Here is a 17,320-nt window from a genome sequence, read left to right on the forward strand (position 1 = left end):
ATATTATGCATATCAGTTACATCCCAATGATAAACACCTCTCTCTGGCCATTTCTTAGATTCTGTCTGCATGACATACATTATTCCCAGTATTGTCTTACCAGCCTTATTTATTCTGTCAACACAAACAAGTCGGTGTTGTCTTTTATTGAAATATAGATTTCGCCAAATGTTTTCAACATCATTCTTTGGTAGCTTCCACAAAGTTGTCCTGGTTACAGTCAACAATCCATCCTTGCTGATCTCATAATCAGGAACCTCACAGCTGTTCACTCCTTCAAATACATACATATTATCATCAACAGTGCGTAAACCATTCACAGGAAATGGTACATCCTTGGTTATTGCCCTAATGTATTTTGTGTATTCAGTCTGATTTTTTGTAGAGCATGATGTCATAAGCCCAACTGCTCCCAATATAAAAATACTTTTCTTCATTTTATCTGTCATATTTATATTCATTTTTTCCAAAATCACAAATTATGACTTTGTACATTACCATATTTAACAGCATACAAAGGTAGTGCTTTTAGCCTTTAAGCAACTATTGCACAACCCCTTTCTTTGAAAAGAACGTAAAATCAATAGTATTATTGCGATGATTGTACTTTTATTAATCGCTTAACTCGTTGCACCATATTCACACTCTTACCACTCAACTTCGCCACATCCCTAATGGAATACCCCTTGCGGAGCATACTAATAACTTCCCGTATTCGGCTTTCATCTGTTCTGCCGTTTTTACAAAGCCTACCTTGCGTCTGAGTTTTCCACCTTTCTCTATATACCGCTTCCTTCCTGACTGCAATCGGAATGAGATATTATCACGTTCCAATTGCGCACATGTCGAAAGCGAGGCTATCATTATAGGAGCAAAGAGGGATGGATGTCCTTCTTCGTCCAATAATGTAAAGTTGTTCCTTTTGTATGTAGAGGTTGATGCCACATTCAATGAGCTGCTGGCAACGGGCAATGTGAACATGGTTTACCGTAATCTGAAAGCAGACAAGATACGCAAGCGCATATCGCATTACTTTGTCTTGCAACCAATGTCTTAGAATCTTGGATAACGTCTTTGACATTGTTGCGAAATGCCTGTTGCCACCATTCAAGCGTGTGGAACAAAGTAAGCTCCATCATGCTTGTCTCTCCAAGAAGAATTGCTCATTCTACTAATCGCCCAACATCATACACTTTTGGGTAATATCGGTGTGATAGAAAGTTAAATACGTTAAATTTTGCCTATTTCGTATCTATATAGAATCTACACAATCACGTTTAGAGCGTATAGTATTGATAATCAACTGATAATAGATACTAGTGTAGTGTCCTGACCATTTCTTCTACTATACTCATAACTTCGGATAAAGAGAAATTAACTTCACTCTTGCATCCTCTGTACGGAACTGCTAGACAGTCTTCTTGCTTTCGTCATTCTTGTCGGTCTCCCATGCGGATAGTTCTTTTCTTAAAATAGATATATCCTGAATTCTTCTGTTCAGACACTGCCTCGTCATCATGTTCAATTCTATTTCAGCCATGTCAAGCCAACTGCCGTGTTTGGGGGTATAGTGAATTTCCAGCTTGCGTCGTATATTCCTTGCAGTCTCAGGGTCGTACTTTTTATACAAGGATGCTATTTTATGCGTGTTCAGATTGTCCATGACAAGGACAATCTTCTTCGCTTCCGGTCTATTGTCAACCAACCACTTTATTTCTTCAGCCCAATCCACTGCGGTTCTGTGTTCTCTGACACTTTGGTGATGCCAACCGGCAAGCGGTTCAACAAAAGCGAAGATACTGCATGTTCCATTTCTTACATATTCGGAGTCAATCTTTTTATCCTTACCGGGCTTCATGTCCTTGGGTTCACGAGCATCACCCAAGAGTTGGCATGGTTTCTCATCCATGTAGATGACCGGGTAGTCCGGATCGTAAGGACGTTCATAGACATCAAGAACATCTTCCATGCATGCTACGAATTCAGCATCTTCTTCGTTGGCGATGCACCAGTATTGGCTTTTGTGCGGCTGAAGTTCATTTTTTTTAATACGTTTCCTATTGTTGACTTGCTAACAGGTTCGTCCAACACTATTCTTGACTTGTCTGCCAGGAGTCTTAAAGTCCATCTGGAGTGGCCTTCAGGAGCGGGGCCGCATGCCAATTTTATGATATTGGCTTCAGCACGCCCGTCAACCTTACGACGTGAGTGATTGGATCCCTCACCACGGTTCAGGGTCAGCGCTTTTTCTGGCGCATAAGATATTTCCAGTGGGTATAAATTGACGAAAAGAACCTATCTTTGTGTTGCTGGCACTGCTTTTTATTGTTACCTTTGCATCATGAAACAGCAGAACGACGCATTAATTACATTGGCAAGTTTCCTTTTGCCTCCAGGTGTACTCGATTACTTTGACGTAGCAGACGTTAAAGAGACATTGGATAATGAAGACAGGGTCTTCAAGAAGCAGTTGCATGTTTATCTTAAAGAACGGGATAACCGAACTCCGGACATGAGCGATGCTACAAGCAACGGCTACACAGCCGAGATGCAGCTGCTGGACTTCCCGGTCCGCACTCATCGTATGATACTTCATGTGCAGCGTCGTCGTTGGTTAAAGCCTGATGGTACGACTTTCATAGTAGATCTGACAGACAGGTATGAGCTGGCTCATTTCGGTACGCGATATTCTAAGGATTTCGCGCTTTTTTTAAAGAGAACGCTTAGATAACGAGACTATAACATCCAGAGCATTAGGATGGACCTATGGCATTAATGGCGATACTCTTGAGAAGAACTACAAGAACATCCTGAGCGACTACAGAAGCTGGAATCAGAAGGACCATGCAGAGGAATGGGTGCTCAAAGAGGAAAATCCGGGTCACCGTCTTGGTATTGACGAAACCAGCATCGGCAATGATGTCTACACTATCCTTCATAACAAGGCGGCTCATGGCAAGAAGGGCGCTGTCGTTGCAATGGTCAAAGGCACTAAGCCTGATGACGTAGCAAAGATCATCAACCAGATACCTCTGGAGGAAAGAGTGAAAGTAACTAGCATTACTATGGACTTGTCGGACAGTATGCGCTCTATTGCTGGTTTGTGTTTCCCTAAGGCTCGTGTTACACGTGATTGTTTCCATGTGATAAAGAACTGTGGAGGAGCCATAGATGAGATACGCCTGCGCCTGAAACGGGAGGCTGTTAAGAGGTTGAGGAAACTGTTGACAGGATTCAAGCAGAAACTTGAGCGACTCGATAAGCAGCGTAAGGCATACAAGGACAGAATGAAGAGAAAGTACGGAAAGAAGTGGCGTAAGAGCAACCGTGGACGTAAACCTATGCGTAAGAACAGCCGTTTCACGCCGCCGAGACTTGCTAATGGTGAGACGCTTATAGAAGTATTGACTAAATGTAGTAAGCAGCTGCTGAAGAGTCGTGAGAAGTGGTCTCTGTATCAGGAAGCAAGAGCTAAAATTTTGTTTAAGTTCTATCCGAAACTTGAAGAAGCATACAACCTTATCAACAAGCTGCGCTCTATCTTCAGAAGCACTACTCTTACAAAGGAGACAGCCAAGGTTAAGTTCGAGGAATGGTACAAAGAAGTAAATGCATGCACTCTTAGGGAAATCAAGGCTGTCCGAGACACGGTCAAGTTCTATGAAGATGAGATACTCAACTACTTTATCGACAGGGATACGAATGCTTCTGCAGAGTCTCTAAACTCAAAGATCAAGTGCTTCAGATCAGAGCTTAAGGGAGTAAACGATGTTCCTTTCTTCGTGTATAGGGTTGTGACTGTACTGGGATAAAACAATCATCAACCCACTGGAAATATCAGATGACCCAAGATTCTTAAGAAAGCCATTTATCATGAAAAACATGACCTTTGTCTTGCCGAATTCAGAAAATATGCTTAAATTTGCAACAAACAATAAGGCAAAACGTTATGGGAAGATTCATCAACCCTTTCACAGATGTAGGCTTCAAGATCATCTTCGGTCAGGAAGTCTCTAAACCCATGCTCCTGCACTTCCTCAACAGCTTGCTCAAAGGCGAGAGAGTAATAACAAACATCAATTTCCTCGACAAAGAGCAACCGTCGGAATACAAAGATGACCGCTCGCTCATCTACGATATACTATGCGAGACCGCGACTGGCGAGAAGATTATCGTGGAAATGCAGAATCAAGGACAGCCTAACTTTGCTGACCGCTGTCTCTACTATTATTCGCAAGCGGTATCAAGACAAGGTGAGAAAGGTGATGAATGGGGCTATCAGATCAACGCAGTCTACCTGATAGCGTTTCTCAACTTCCGTATGGACGGACTTGATGACAGGCTGCGCACGGATGTGGCCTTGGTCAACATGCAGACTAAAGAAGTGTTTTCTGAGAAGGAGAGATTCGTCTTTCTTCAGCTACCAGTCTTCAACAAGGAGGAGAATGAGTGTGAGAATGATTTTGAACGTTGGATTTATGTTATAAAGAATATGGCAGTATTAGACAGAATGCCGTGGGCAGCCAAAGAGCAGGTGTTCCAGCGCCTTGCAAAAATAGCAGAGGTACGTAACCTCACAAAAGACGAGCGGGCACAGTATGATGCCTCGCTGAAACGTTACAGGGACACGCTGAATGTCATACGCGGGGCGGAAGAGAAAGGACTGCAGCAAGGACTGCAGCAAGGACTGCAGCAAGGACATGCTAATATGCTAAAAACGGCAAAGGCATTGAAAGCAATGGGGATGCAATTGCAGGATATTGCCAATGCCACCGGACTGCCTATAGACGAAGTTAAAAACGCTTAAGGTGCAAATGTCACAGACTTACGGGAAGGGTTTGCGCCAAAAGTAAAAATAGAAAGGTGCGGCTACACGCCCTGCAAGTGGGTGTGTAGCTGCACTCTATTCTCCAATAAAAGCACCGAGGGACCCTGCACTCTAATCCTCTTTGATTGCCTTCACAGCAAGCGCACCAAGTACCAGGCTGATACCGGCAATGATCATCATATGGCTCTGTACACTGCCAGCAAGCGCCAATAGCACGCCTCCCACGGCAGCAGCGACAATCTGCGGAATGCAGATAGTGCCATTGAAAAGTCCGAGATAAGCACCCATGTGGCCGTAGCCCTGGAGAGCATTGGTGACAAAGGTGAAGGGCATGGCCAACATGGCGGCCCATGCGCAGCCGATGAGCAAGAAGGGAACAAAGAGCAGATACTGGTCATGAATGAAAGCACAAGCCACAAAGCCAATGCCTCCCAGCACCAGACTGGCAGCATAGGCCAGCTTACGGTTCTTAAATTTCGGCAGGATAGGCGCCCAGATCACGGAGCCTATGGCCTGCACAGCAAAGAGAATGCCTACCCAGTTGCCAGCCTCCTGATAGCCCGCACTCGTCACGTCGGTGGTGCCCCAGCAGTTAGCTGCCACCGTACCATTGGTATAAGTCCACATGTACATGAAAGCAAACCAGCAGAAGAACTGCACAAGACCGACCTTCCAGAAGGTGGACGGCGCATTCTTAAGCAGCACGAACCAGTTGCTTGAGCCTTCCTCTTTGGCGGCAATCTCCTCCTTGGAGCCGTTATATGCCTGATACTCCTTTGGTGGCCACTCCTTCACCTTCCACACCGTGTAAATGACACAAAGGATAAGAATAGCAGCACCCACATAGAAACTGTAGATCACCGAGTCGGGGATAGTACCCTTTGGTGCAGTGTTGGCGATGCCGATAGCTGCGAAGGCAAACGGGAAGACATAGCCCACAAGCGAACCTGCATTGCACAGGAAGCTCTGAATGGAATAGGCTTGCGCCTTCTGTTTTTCGTTGACCATGTCTCCGACGAGCATTTTAAACGGCTGCATAGCCATATTGATACTCGTATCGAGAAACATCAGGGCCAGCAGACCAAAGACCATGGCTGTACTCACTGCCATGCCAAAGGATCCGGAGTTGGGCAACAGGCACATCACCAATACGGCTACGGCGGCGCCGATAAACAAATAAGGAATGCGGCGGCCGAAGCGACACCATGTCTTGTCAGAGCAGCTTCCCACAATGGGTTGCACAAGGATGCCCATCAACGGAGGCAAAATCCAGAAATAGCTCAGGCTGTGCGGGTCGGCGCCAAGCGTAGCGAAGATGCGCGAGATATTTGCACTCTGCAAAGCATAAGCTATCTGCACACCGAAGAAGCCGAAGCTGAGGTTCCACAAACCCCAGAACGACATGTCTGGTTTCTCTTTTAATCCTGTATTCATTGTATTTTAGTTTATCAGTTTCTTAGTTTATAGTGGGTGAATTAACATCCGACACCCATGCTCGCATCCATGCCAATCATCGCGTAGTCCCCCTAATGACGAGCCGTGTCCGTACAATACGCCTCTCAATCTTGTCCATCGGCACTTCGCCCTCTACCTTACTGATGAGGATATTAGCGGCTTCCTCCCCTACTCTCACGCCGCGCTGCTCCACAGTGGTAAGCATGGGATCACTGGCCACAGCCCGCTGGCCGTTGGTGAAACCACATATACTGATATCCTGCGGCACACGGTAGCCCATACGCTTGGCCGTATACAGAATACCGATGGCAGTGTCGTCGTTGACAGCAAAGAAAGCATCGGGGACGTTTTCCTGAGAAAGGAGCTCAGGAGTAATGGCCTCAGCGTCGGAGCGGTTATCACAAATGCGGAAGAACTTTTCCTCGGGTTGCAATCTGTTTCGCAACAACGCGTCACGGTAACCATTGTATCGGTTCTTACTGATCTCCATCGTCATCGGCGAACCATAAAAAGCAATACTCCGGCAGCCACGCTCAATCAGATAGCTCACCGCATTGAAGGCCCCCTGATAATCGTCAACGACCACGCGGTCACAGTTGATGCCTGTACAAATGCGGTCGTAGAAAACTAAGGGCATGTGTTGATCAAGGATACGCTGGAAATGCTCATATCTGACGGTGTCCTTCGCTTCAGAAACGATAACCCCACAAACACGATTTTCCTGATAACGCTTACAGATGAGCTCCTCGCACTCAAACTGGTCAAGGCTCTCGCTCACCATCATAGTGTAGCCCCGCGACATAGCCTCTTGGTTAATGCCACTCAACACTGAAGAAAAATAGAAATGTTCAAACTGGGGCACAATAACACCAATCACCTTAGAAGGCCTTACGGAACTGTTGCGCAAGCCCTCAGCAAGGACATTGGGAAAATAGTTGTGCTCCTTGGCATAAGCTTTGATCTTCTCGCGTTGCTCCGCGCTGATACGCGGACTGTCTTTTAGCGCCCGCGACACCGTGGCAACCGATACTCCAAGAGCAGTGGCGATATCTCGCATTGTTATTGTAGAGTGTACCATGTAGAATGAGCTATTAACATGCAGCTTTCAGGCATTTACCTCATATTGATTGTTGCACTGCAAATTTAAGTCTTTTTCTAAGTACTAAAAAGAAAATAATGCAAAAATATTGATATAAGTCATGCAAACGTTTGCATAGATCATTTGAAAGCCTGTTCATTCCTCTCTCATGCTTTGCTTATCGTCAAATATGATCGAAGCATTTATGATATTTAATAAAAAACAATAATAAAGTGGTAACATCCGTGGCCATTTGTTTCTGTCTAAAGACTATAACTTTGTACAATATATTTAAAATCAACCAATCATCCTAAAAAGAAAACAGATGAATCAAAAATTCCTCTATACGACGATAAGTAAAGTGAACGTGATATTGGAGATAAGACCCGTATGGAAGCTGCGATGGCAGACACGCCTCCAGGCCCAGAAGCCGAAGCTATCCCACTGTCAACGGCTCAGTTTATACCGCGGGCTTCGGGAGAGTGGACATGAGCCTTGCACACGAATTCTGGAAGTTTGACGCAAAGACGGGGGCGCTTAACCTCACCGACAAGCACTGTGCATACACGGCCGGTTATCCCATGCGCGGCCACATATGATATCTGTTCAGCATCGTTTGACTTCTGAATTTCGTTATAGTTTTGTTTGATACAGATATATGGTAACAATGGGAGGTAACACATCCTTTGTATGATTTATCTGAATTCAAAGTTGTACCCAACATACAATAAAAAAGAGTATGCAGATAACTATTCAAAGAACACTATTCCTACCCTAAAAGAAGGGAAATACGAGGAATAGAATCGGATATTCTAAAATCTATCCTCCAAATAACATTGCAAAGATAGCACATCTCCCACTAATAACATACAAGAGTTATTGGCAAGCGCCTGATAAGAATGGTGAAGAAGTTAAAACATGATAAAGTATCGGCTGCAAAATGTTGATAATCAATAATGCTAACTTATTGTCACCAACAAACGTATCCGTGTGTTATTGGAACATATTAGATTATTTCTTAATTTTGCGAACAGAATAAAAGGAAAGTAAACATTATGAGAGCTATTGTCATCAATAGATGCTGCAAAGCAGAGGATTTACGGGTGAGTGACATCCCCAAGCCAACAGCCCAGCCTGGTTGGGTCGTGGTAAAAGTATTTGCCGCAGGCATGAACCACTCGGAAGTGATCCTCCGCCTCTATGAGGCAGATGAGAGCTATATCAATACGCCTGTCGTTCCTGGCATTGAATGCGTAGGGGAGATTGAGGAATCATTAGATGCACAGTTCCAGAAAGGTGACAGAGTGGTTGCTCTGATGGGTGGTATGGGCAGGTCGTTCAACGGTGGCGATGAAGAATATGCCTTGTTACCTGTCTCTCATGTTTTCAAGGTTAATACCGATATGGACTGGCTCTCTCTTGCTGCCGTACCCGAGAGCTATTTCACGGCTTATGGCTCACTGACTAAAGCCTTGTTACTGAAAGAGAACGACACGCTCTTAGTGAGAGGCGCCACAAGTACGATCGGACAGGCTGCCGTTCAGCTCGGCAAGGCTTCGGGCGCTTACGTCATCGGTACGAGCCGCAAAGAGAGTGCATTCGAGAAGATAAAGGCTTTAGGTGCAGATGAATGTACCATTGACGATGGCGAATTATCCACCAAACAACTCCAACGGAAACCTAATAAACTCCTTGAGCTGATAGGTGCCAAGACGCTCTTTGACAGTCTCCGCACAGTGACGAGACCCGGTATCGTATGCAATACCGGCAATCTTGGAGGCGAATATGTGATCCGCAATTTTGACCCGATAAAATATGTGCCTTCCGGAGTCTGGTTGACCGGTTTCCATAGCAACTTCCCGACACAGGAAGATATGAATAACATATTCAGCCTCATAAAAAATCATCATATCAAGCCACAATACAATAAGGTCTTTACGCTCAACCAGATCGTAGAGGCTCATACCTTACTTGAGAAAGGTGGAGCCGGCGGCAAGATTATTCTTAAAATAAGATGATCCAAAAGATCATATAACTATCCTTTATATTAACTATTAAAACTTTAAGATTATGTTGAAGAATTTGTTTGCAGTAAAACTGCAGGAGAAAGCTGGTGAGAAACCGTCTGCTTGCGGTGCTGGTGAGAAACCGTCTGCTTGCGGTGCTGGTGAGAAACCGTCCGCTTGTGGTGCTGGTGAGAAACCGTCCGCTTGTGGCGCTGGTGAGAAACCGTCCGCTTGTGGCGCTGGTGAGAAACCGACAAAGTAAAAGGAGGTGAGTGAATGGACTATTTTTCTTTTCAGTGGCATATCACAGAAGCCTGCGATCAACGCTGTAAGCATTGCTACATCTATGCCCTTGGCTCCCATGCCAAGTTCAAGATGATGTCGGTGGACGCTATGACAAGGGCCCTTGACAATATTGAGACTTTCGGACGTAAGGCTGATCGTAAACCGTATTTGTATATCACAGGTGGCGATCCTATCTTGCATCCACAGTTCTGGACTCTTGTGGATACGCTCAAAGAGAGAAATATTCCATTCACGATCCTTGGCAATCCGTTCCATCTCAACGATGAGGTCTGCAAACGGTTGAAAAATGCCGGATGTCATCAGTATCAGTTGTCGTTGGATGGTTTGGAAGCTACCCATGACCGCATACGCAAGCCGGGCAGTTTCCGCGATACTCTCGCAGCAATACCCGTTATCCGGAAAGCAGGAATAGCTGCAGCGGTCATGACGACTGTCAGCCGTTGGAACTACAAAGAGGTGCCGGCGTTGGTTGACGTTGTCGTAAACCATCATGTCGATGTCTTTGCCTTTGCCCGTTACTGTCCAGATCTGGAGAGCCGTGACACATGCTGCTCGCCGGAGGAATACCATTGGATGATGGAAGAGTGCTGGAAGAAATTCGAGCAGTACAAAGACTGCGATACTTATTTCAGTCTGAAAGACCATCTGTGGACGTTATTCAAATACGAGCATGGTCTTTTTGACCCGAAGAAATACCCCGATGACGACATCGTCTATGACGGATGCAATTGTGGCAATGGTCATTTCACAATCCTCTCCGACGGTGCCTGCTATGCTTGCCGGCGTATGGAGAGCAAGGTGGGCAATGCGCTGACCGACGATCTGTATGACCTGTTCACCGGTCCGGAGATGGACAAATACCGTGTCTATGAGAATTTCGAAAAATGCGCCAAATGTGAGCTTCTCCGATTCTGCCGTGGCTGTCCTGCTGTTGCCAAAGGTTATCATGGCTCCATGTATGCTCCCGATCCCGAGTGTTGGAAAGCAGTATAGTCTAACCCTTCAAAACAAACACTATGGACGTTGATATCACCAAAGAGTTGTGCCTTCAGAAGCTGCAAGGGATAGGTATCCTTCATGTAGCCACAGTCGATGAGGACGGTCGTCCTCAGGTACGTTGTGTCAGTGCTATCCACTATGAGCCCGATGCCATCTATTTCTATACTGCCCGCGGCAAGAGTTTTGCCAGACAGTTGGAAGCAAGCGGATGGGTTCAGATGGAAGGTATGACCAAATACAAGGAGATGATACGCTTGTCAGGCAAGGTGAAGAAAGCTGATGACCAGCAGAAGTGGAAGGACAAGGTCTTTGAGGAACAGCCTTATCTGATCAATGTCTATCCGGGCAACACACGTGAGATCGGTGTCATCTACGAGATTCGCAATGCAACGATCGAATGGTTCTGGTTAGGCACACATCCAATAGAGCGACGCTATTTCACGACAGGCAATGCGCAGTGGAAGCCTAAGGGTTATCAGATATCTGATGAGTGCATTGCCTGTGGTACTTGTGAGACGGTCTGTCCCGAAGGAGCTATCGATGAAGGCGAGCCCTTTGTTATCCGGCAGAACAATTGTTTGCAGTGTGGTAACTGTTTTGAGCATTGTCCCGTTGAAGCAATCATTAAGCTTTAGTGAACAAATAATCATCCGCTCTAAATCTTCAAAATCGCCATTCTCTTTACAATAAGAGGGTGGCTTTTGGCGTTATAAGAATATGGTAAGAAGACAAGTAACAGACCCCGTTTTTCCGCAGTGCCCCATCCGTAACGTCCTCGCTCGTATCGGTGACCGCTGGTCGCTGCTGACACTCCTGACTTTGCAAGGTTCAGATAAACCGATGCGCTTCAAGGAACTGAGCAAGGCCATACCCGACGTATCACAGAAGATGCTGGCATCAACACTGAAAGAGCTTGAGGCCGACGACCTCGTGAACCGCCAGGCTTACGTTGAGATTCCGCCTCGTGTGGAGTATTCCCTCACAGACCGTGGCCGTTCACTCATGCCATTGCTCAACCAACTTGTGGAATGGTCGCTCGGCAACATGAGTGAGATCATTGCAAGCCGGAAAAAGTATGTAGAGGAACACGGAGATGAAACAGATTCTGACGGACATGGCAAAACTGCTACAAGAGGAAGCCGAAAGCCACAGAGCAGTGGAAGATTTCTTTAAGAAGTTAGGCTATTCTCTCGCCTGAACCGTTCATCATACCACACCTTCGGAGGCCCGTCTTCAATAAATCTCAATTGGAGCATTAGTGCAGGGTGGCCCCCCGTGGGCCACCTCAGACTATGTTCGACCGCTTTATCCAGTGCAGGGTGGCCCCCTGTGGGCCACCTCAAGCCATGTTCGACCGCTTTATCATCGGTTATGACGTCTCTTCAGGTAGGGCACAGGGCCCTACCCTGCACTACAAAGAATGGCTGGCGATCGCTAAAATGTAAACTCTTTTGGCAAAAAAACACCCGCTCTTGAACATGCATTCCAGAGCGACGATGACGGCTTCATCCCTGCTTTTCGTAAACATCATGGCACCTTTTCGGAAGAATTCCCGCGGGACATCACCTGAATCGCACTGCCTTTACAGTGAAATGGCAATATGACTACAGTTGAATCGCAACGCCTCTGCACCTATATCGCACTGCCATTGCAGCTGAATCGCGACGTAAAAACCATATTATGACGAGGCGACAAGGCTCGGATAAACCTATTAAAACATAACCACTTGATTATTAATAAAATACAAAACGACCCAAGAATGGCCTGTTTCCGGAAGAAGAACACGCCCTCTTGATTTTTTCAATTCTCAGAGCTGGTTTTGTAAAACAATATCACACTATCGTCCGGTCCCAGCCGATAAATCCATAATTTGATAAAGGTTGACAGCCATCTGTGCGCATCGTCCTTGTCACCTGTTGCCTCAGCACAAACTGCAGCATAATAATAAGAAGTGAGGGAAGCAAAATTGTATCTCACAGCTTCTTCAAAATGAGGCAGGGAAGCGGTATAGTTTTTCATGCCGTAAAAGCTTTCAGCCAGTCCACGATGGCAGAGGAACATCGCCGTGGAGTCGGGCTGTAGCAGGCGGAGAGCCTGTGCCACATCATAGACGGCAAGACAGGAGTCTCCCTTGACGATGTTGTAGCTGGCATGGACGAGCAGCGGCATGAGGAGAAAGAGAAGAAGGACGAGATGTTTCATGATGTCTGTTATTTGAATCGACTGGTGTCCACGGCTTCGTGGTGCCGCTCTTTGTATCCGCCGAACTTATAGGTAAACGACACGCCGAACTGCCGGTAGCACGACATCTTCATCGTGAGGTCCTGCCCCATGTAACTGATACGGGGATCCGTGCGGTAGGTGCGAAAGATGTCGTTGCAGAACACGTGGAGTATGCCTGTCCTGTTCCAGAACTGCCAGCGCATGCCGGCATCCATACGCCACAAGCCGGGGATATCGTAGGTGGCCTGTATCGCCTTGGTCTGCGAGGTGAGGTCGAGGTTGGCGGTGAGGTCGTGCCGATGGCTCAGCGTGAAGTTGTTGTTGAGGATGAATACGCCCACAAGCCTTTTCCGGTCGAAGGGGATGTCGTAGAAGTCATCATCCTTCTGCCTCATGCAGAAAGCCACGGCCGTAGCATTGGAGTTGAGCCATAATCCGATGCTGAAAGGCGCTGCCAGCTGCATACCAACCTGATCGTCGTTGTTGAAGTTCAGCACCTGATAGGCAACGGTCAGCCGGTCATGACGCTGGTAAGGTGTCTGATAAAAGGCGTTGGACGTGTGCCGCACGTACACCACAGCCTGATACCGGCTTTTCAGCATGTAGACCAGCTGCAGCTTGTAGGTGTCCGACGGCCGCAGCTTCGGGTTGCCTACGATCTCGTTGTAACCGCCGGCGCCGTAGCTCGTATAGGGACTCATCGACCAGTAGTCGGGATAGTTGCGGCTGTAGTTAAGTCCCAGTTGCATCACATGTCCCGGAGAAGGCAGGAAGGTGAGGTTCATCGTGGGATATGCCGTCCATTTCTTCCATGAGGGCGAGTGGTAGTATTCCACGGCTGCGGAAGCCTCGAGCATCAGTCTCGCACTGAAGTTCGTGTTGAATCCGGCATAGATGTTCACGTCGTCCTCGCGCTGCCGGGTCAGGGAGTTGCCGGGGGTGCTGTTGGGGGTATTTATGTCGGAGTAGGTCTGCGACCCGTGGTTGATGCTTGTGGTGTAGACAACACCGTAGTTGACGTGCCATGCCTTGCCCAGACTGTGCTCTTCGGCAAGCGAGAACTTCCAACGGTTCACCCGCTGCCGGTTTTCCACCTCGTAGCGCAGTGATCCCGTCGGCATGGTACTGGCGAGAGTCTGATGTTCGGGGGTCTCATAAAAGGTCATCTCGGCTGAAGCAGTCAGCCCGAAGGGCAGCTCATAGTCGGCGCGCAGGTTCTGCAACAGGCTGTGGCTGCGTGTCAATGCGTTGCCTGCAATGTTGCCGGTCTGCCAGCTGTCGACATTGTCGTGATTGTAGATACCGTTGTAGGCAAAGCTCAGCGTGTGGTCCTTGGCAAAACGGTAGTCGAGTCCTATCCGCCAGGTATCGCTGTGGTTCTTGGAACGGTCATGCCCGTACATGGTGATGTCATGCGTTGTGCCGTCGTCGAGATGCTGATGGCTGAAGTCGTCGATGGTGCGGTAGGAAGTCCCGTGGGAGTGCAGGTACATGGCATCTACAGACAGCGTTCCTCTATTGTACAGCAGCGTGCCCCGTTCACCGTAGTTGGCGTTATGGTCCTGGTCCCATGCCAGGTTTGCTTCTCCTTGCAGCGGAGCATTGTCGTCGTTGCGCTGCCGGAGGCGTACATTAATCACGGCACCGTGCACCTGCATCTTTGCCAGAGCATTGTACATCACCTCAACCTTCTCTACACGGCTCGCCGGCATACTTTTGAGCATCGAGGTGAGCTCCTCAAGGGAGAGCGTCGTCACCTTGCCGTTGAGGATGACGGTGGCTGACTGCATGCCAAGGGTGAGCACGCCGTCGCGCTCCACCACGCCGGGCAGCAGTTTTAAGGCGTCGTAGACGTTCTCCACCTGCCTGCCGGAAATGATCTGCGGGAGGTCGTAGGTGATGGTAGAGCCATTGATATGTGCCAGTGGCCGCCCGCCCTTTACCATGACATCGGGAAGCTCATGAACGACGCTGTCCATGCGGAGGGAGTCGCTCTGCGCCGAGACGCTCAGTGCAAAGACGGAGAGCAATGTGATTGAAAGCAGTCTTCTCATTCTTACAATATTATTCACCGTTTGTTAACATCGATGCAAAGATAGTGCGTTTCAGCGGGCTGATAAAGGCTTTCCTCTTATATAGTCTTACCGGAAGTGTTATTTAGTCTTACCGTATCTGCAAAATGGAAGCCGGTTGATCGCTGTGTCAAGAATAATATTGCTATCTTTGCAAAAAAATCGACAACATGATACGTTCGCTCAAATATGTTGCTCTCCTGGCGCTCATTGCCATGGTCGTCATCTTCGCATACGGGGGATGGTGGATGGTGAACCAATATCACACCTCATGCCGCCGCATGCATACAGACATCAGCGAGGCACTGCGGCGCGCCGACTATCGTGAGCTTGACCGTCGTGTCAAAGCCGTCAAGCGGCAGATGGAGCGCGACAGCATTGACAGAGAATGGGCGATGTCGTTCAACTATCAGGATAATGTGTATGGGAGGAATGGCGTAAAATCAAGAAACAGACAATATCTCAGTCAGCCGCTCTCTGCCAAGGCAAGCGTGACCCACCTGCTCCAGAGCCGGAGTGGACTGAACGAGTTCGGACTCTATTTGCAGCGTGGTGTCCATACGGGTGTTGACGGTATACGGCAGATTGACATGAAGTATCTAGACTGGTGTCTGACCGATGAACTTCGCAAGATAGGTATCGGCAGCCCTTACCGGCTGTATCGTCTCTATCGCATCCAAGGCAGCAAATGGCAGAAGGCGCACGTGGACACGCTGGATGTTGAGGGGCGTCTGAAGCCAACGGCTGTGGCGGAAACGTTTGAGCTGCCCATAGACCTGGCTTCCTCGACTTTTTATCGTCTTGAGCTTCCGTCTACGCAGTGGGTTGTGCTTCGTCAGATGGCAGGTATCATTGTGGCTACACTGCTCACTTTCCTGCTGGTGGCTGCTGTGTTGGCTTATCTCCTCTTCGTCATTCGCCGCCAGCGTACGCTTGATGAAATGAAGACCGACTTCACCAACAACATGACGCATGAGCTGAAGACCCCCATCGCCGTGGCTTACGCCGCCAATGATGCCCTGCTCAACTTCGGTGCGGCAAACGATGAGAACCTGCGGAGGACGTACCTCGAAGTGTCGCAGCAGCAATTGGAAGAGCTCGGCAACCTCGTCGAACAAATTCTGGCGATGAGTATGGAGCGGCGTAAGACGATGCGTATCAAGGCGGAGACTATCAGCGTGGCGGACACGGTCAATGCAGTCTGCAAAGAACAGAGACTGAAAGCCGACAAGCCGCTGACCGTGACCACAGATATACCTGAGGATATGAGACTCTGCACCGATCGTGCCCACTTCATGCGCATTCTGTCGAACCTCATCGACAATGCCGTGAAGTATTCAGAGCAGCAGGCAGACGTCAGCATTCATGCCTCACCATCGGCTGACGGCATGGTGATCACCGTCACCGACCACGGTATAGGCATAGCCAAGGACAAGCAACGGTATATCTTCGACAAGTTCTATCGTGTGCCCCATGGCGACCGTCAGGACATAAAAGGCTATGGACTGGGACTGTACTATGTCTGGACAATGATGTTGAAGCTCGACGGCAAGGTGGCTGTGAGGAGCGACGGACTGGGCAAGGGAACGACATTCACGTTGACTTTCTATACAAAGGAAGTATAATATAAAGATGTATTAATACAGAAGTGATGGAAAGGGTGAAGGTTCTGTTGGTAGAGGATGAATCCACGCTGGCAATGATCATCAAGAACACGCTTGACGCACAGGGATTCGACATTATGACGGCATCGGACGGTGAGGACGGTCTGCGGCATTTCGCGGAGAACAAGCCGCAAGTGGTCGTCGCCGATGTGATGATGCCACGCATGGGCGGCTTTGAGATGGTGAGGCGTATCCGTGAGCACGACAGCACTACTCCGGTGCTCTTCCTCACGGCACGCTCTTCGGTGGAGGATGTCGTGAAAGGGTTCCGAGAGGGTGGCGACGATTATCTGCGGAAGCCTTTCGGCATGCAGGAACTCATCGTCAGACTGCAGGCTTTGATCAGGCGAAGCGCTCCGATGGAGAAAAGTCCCGACAACCTTATCGCCATTGGCAAATATACACTGGACGCCAACACTCAGAAACTGGTGTTTGAAGGACACGAAGAGAACCTGTCTTACCGTGAGGCACAGATCCTGAGAATGCTGGCCTGCTCGGAAGGCAACGTCGTGGAGACAGCAACCATCCTGAAGGCTCTGTGGGGCGACGACTCGTTTTTCAACTCCCGCAGCCTGCAGGTTTTTATCACAAAACTACGCCATAAACTTGCCGGGGACAGCGGCATCAGCATCATCAATGTGCGGGGCATTGGTTATCGGCTGGTGAAAAATGGGTAATGCATCTTTGCA

17 protein-coding genes and 2 pseudogenes are annotated in these 17,320 nt (G+C 48.1%); 12 read left to right on the top strand and 7 right to left on the bottom strand.

Going from position 1 to position 17,320, the window contains the following annotated elements:
- Both PREMU_RS15285 and PREMU_RS15685 read right to left on the bottom strand, forming a co-directional pair.
- Window positions 1-449 (bottom strand): annotated as a pseudogene (locus PREMU_RS15285) (DUF6624 domain-containing protein); the annotation flags it as partial.
- A 140-nt stretch (window positions 450-589) separates the two neighbouring features.
- Window positions 590-955 (bottom strand): annotated as a pseudogene (locus PREMU_RS15685) (recombinase family protein); the annotation flags it as partial.
- Between the two features lie 68 nt (window positions 956-1,023).
- Between PREMU_RS15685 and PREMU_RS14615 the strand changes: the two are divergent.
- Window positions 1,024-1,203 (top strand): Abi family protein, encoded by a 180-nt coding sequence (locus PREMU_RS14615; protein WP_223918590.1) that lies wholly within the window; start codon window positions 1,024-1,026, stop codon window positions 1,201-1,203.
- 205 nt (window positions 1,204-1,408) lie between these two features.
- Here PREMU_RS14615 and PREMU_RS09420 read toward each other — a convergent pair whose 3' ends face one another.
- The gene (locus PREMU_RS09420; RefSeq protein ID WP_156803993.1) at window positions 1,409-2,050 is read right to left on the bottom strand and encodes an IS630 family transposase; all 642 of its coding nucleotides are present in this window, start codon (window positions 2,048-2,050) and stop codon (window positions 1,409-1,411) included.
- A 291-nt stretch (window positions 2,051-2,341) separates the two neighbouring features.
- Here PREMU_RS09420 and PREMU_RS09425 point away from each other — a divergent pair, with 291 nt between their 5' ends.
- From PREMU_RS09425 to PREMU_RS09435, 3 genes are all read left to right on the top strand, one after another.
- Window positions 2,342-2,731, top strand: a complete 390-nt coding sequence (locus PREMU_RS09425; RefSeq protein WP_007574840.1) for an ISAon1 family transposase N-terminal region protein — start codon at window positions 2,342-2,344, stop codon at window positions 2,729-2,731.
- Between the two features lie 127 nt (window positions 2,732-2,858).
- On the top strand, window positions 2,859-3,812 hold the full coding sequence (locus tag PREMU_RS09430; protein WP_169311318.1) for a transposase: 954 nt from the start codon (window positions 2,859-2,861) through the stop codon (window positions 3,810-3,812).
- 137 nt (window positions 3,813-3,949) lie between these two features.
- Window positions 3,950-4,807, top strand: a complete 858-nt coding sequence (locus PREMU_RS09435) for an Rpn family recombination-promoting nuclease/putative transposase (protein WP_007574844.1) — start codon at window positions 3,950-3,952, stop codon at window positions 4,805-4,807.
- 132 nt (window positions 4,808-4,939) lie between these two features.
- Here the strand turns inward: PREMU_RS09435 and PREMU_RS09440 are convergent, their stop codons facing one another.
- Together PREMU_RS09440 and PREMU_RS09445 are read right to left on the bottom strand one after the other, a co-directional pair.
- The gene (locus PREMU_RS09440; protein ID WP_007574846.1) at window positions 4,940-6,262 is read right to left on the bottom strand and encodes an SLC45 family MFS transporter; all 1,323 of its coding nucleotides are present in this window, start codon (window positions 6,260-6,262) and stop codon (window positions 4,940-4,942) included.
- A 76-nt stretch (window positions 6,263-6,338) separates the two neighbouring features.
- A complete protein-coding gene (locus PREMU_RS09445; RefSeq protein ID WP_156803994.1) occupies window positions 6,339-7,340 on the bottom strand; it encodes a LacI family DNA-binding transcriptional regulator in 1,002 nt (333 codons plus the stop codon).
- Window positions 7,341-7,686: 346 nt separating this feature from the next.
- Here PREMU_RS09445 and PREMU_RS15065 point away from each other — a divergent pair, with 346 nt between their 5' ends.
- From PREMU_RS15065 to PREMU_RS09470, 6 genes are all read left to right on the top strand, one after another.
- Window positions 7,687-7,881 carry a hypothetical protein gene (locus PREMU_RS15065; RefSeq protein ID WP_007574851.1) on the top strand — a complete coding sequence of 65 codons (195 nt, stop codon included), beginning with the start codon at window positions 7,687-7,689 and terminating at the stop codon, window positions 7,879-7,881.
- 535 nt (window positions 7,882-8,416) lie between these two features.
- Window positions 8,417-9,379: a zinc-binding dehydrogenase gene (locus PREMU_RS09450; RefSeq protein ID WP_007574854.1), complete on the top strand. Its 963-nt coding sequence runs from the start codon at window positions 8,417-8,419 to the stop codon at window positions 9,377-9,379.
- A 52-nt stretch (window positions 9,380-9,431) separates the two neighbouring features.
- Entirely contained in the window at window positions 9,432-9,629 is a 198-nt protein-coding gene (gene acgA / locus PREMU_RS09455) for an ACGX-repeat peptide (protein WP_040558232.1), read from the top strand.
- A gap of 14 nt (window positions 9,630-9,643) precedes the next feature.
- Window positions 9,644-10,666 (top strand): radical SAM/SPASM domain protein, ACGX system, encoded by a 1,023-nt coding sequence (gene acgM, locus PREMU_RS09460; RefSeq protein ID WP_007574856.1) that lies wholly within the window; start codon window positions 9,644-9,646, stop codon window positions 10,664-10,666.
- Window positions 10,667-10,689: 23 nt separating this feature from the next.
- Window positions 10,690-11,307, top strand: coding sequence for a 4Fe-4S binding protein (locus PREMU_RS15995; RefSeq protein WP_007574858.1), 618 nt, complete (start codon window positions 10,690-10,692; stop codon window positions 11,305-11,307).
- Window positions 11,308-11,389: 82 nt separating this feature from the next.
- Complete coding sequence (locus PREMU_RS09470) at window positions 11,390-11,845, top strand: winged helix-turn-helix transcriptional regulator (RefSeq protein WP_007574859.1); 456 nt, start codon at window positions 11,390-11,392, stop codon at window positions 11,843-11,845.
- 627 nt (window positions 11,846-12,472) lie between these two features.
- Here the strand turns inward: PREMU_RS09470 and PREMU_RS09475 are convergent.
- Complete coding sequence (locus PREMU_RS09475) at window positions 12,473-12,874, bottom strand: tetratricopeptide repeat protein (protein WP_007574861.1); 402 nt, start codon at window positions 12,872-12,874, stop codon at window positions 12,473-12,475.
- Window positions 12,875-12,882: 8 nt separating this feature from the next.
- Complete coding sequence (locus PREMU_RS09480; RefSeq protein ID WP_007574864.1) at window positions 12,883-14,949, bottom strand: outer membrane beta-barrel protein; 2,067 nt, start codon at window positions 14,947-14,949, stop codon at window positions 12,883-12,885.
- Between the two features lie 188 nt (window positions 14,950-15,137).
- On the opposite strand from PREMU_RS09480, the gene PREMU_RS09485 reads away from it, so the two are divergent.
- Entirely contained in the window at window positions 15,138-16,592 is a 1,455-nt protein-coding gene (locus tag PREMU_RS09485) for a sensor histidine kinase (protein WP_007574866.1), read from the top strand.
- 26 nt (window positions 16,593-16,618) lie between these two features.
- A complete protein-coding gene (locus PREMU_RS09490) occupies window positions 16,619-17,308 on the top strand; it encodes a response regulator transcription factor (protein WP_007574868.1) in 690 nt (229 codons plus the stop codon).
- The last annotated feature ends 12 nt before the right edge of the window (window positions 17,309-17,320 follow it).

The organism is Hallella multisaccharivorax DSM 17128 (genome assembly GCF_000218235.1).
Classification (GTDB): domain Bacteria; phylum Bacteroidota; class Bacteroidia; order Bacteroidales; family Bacteroidaceae; genus Prevotella; species Prevotella multisaccharivorax.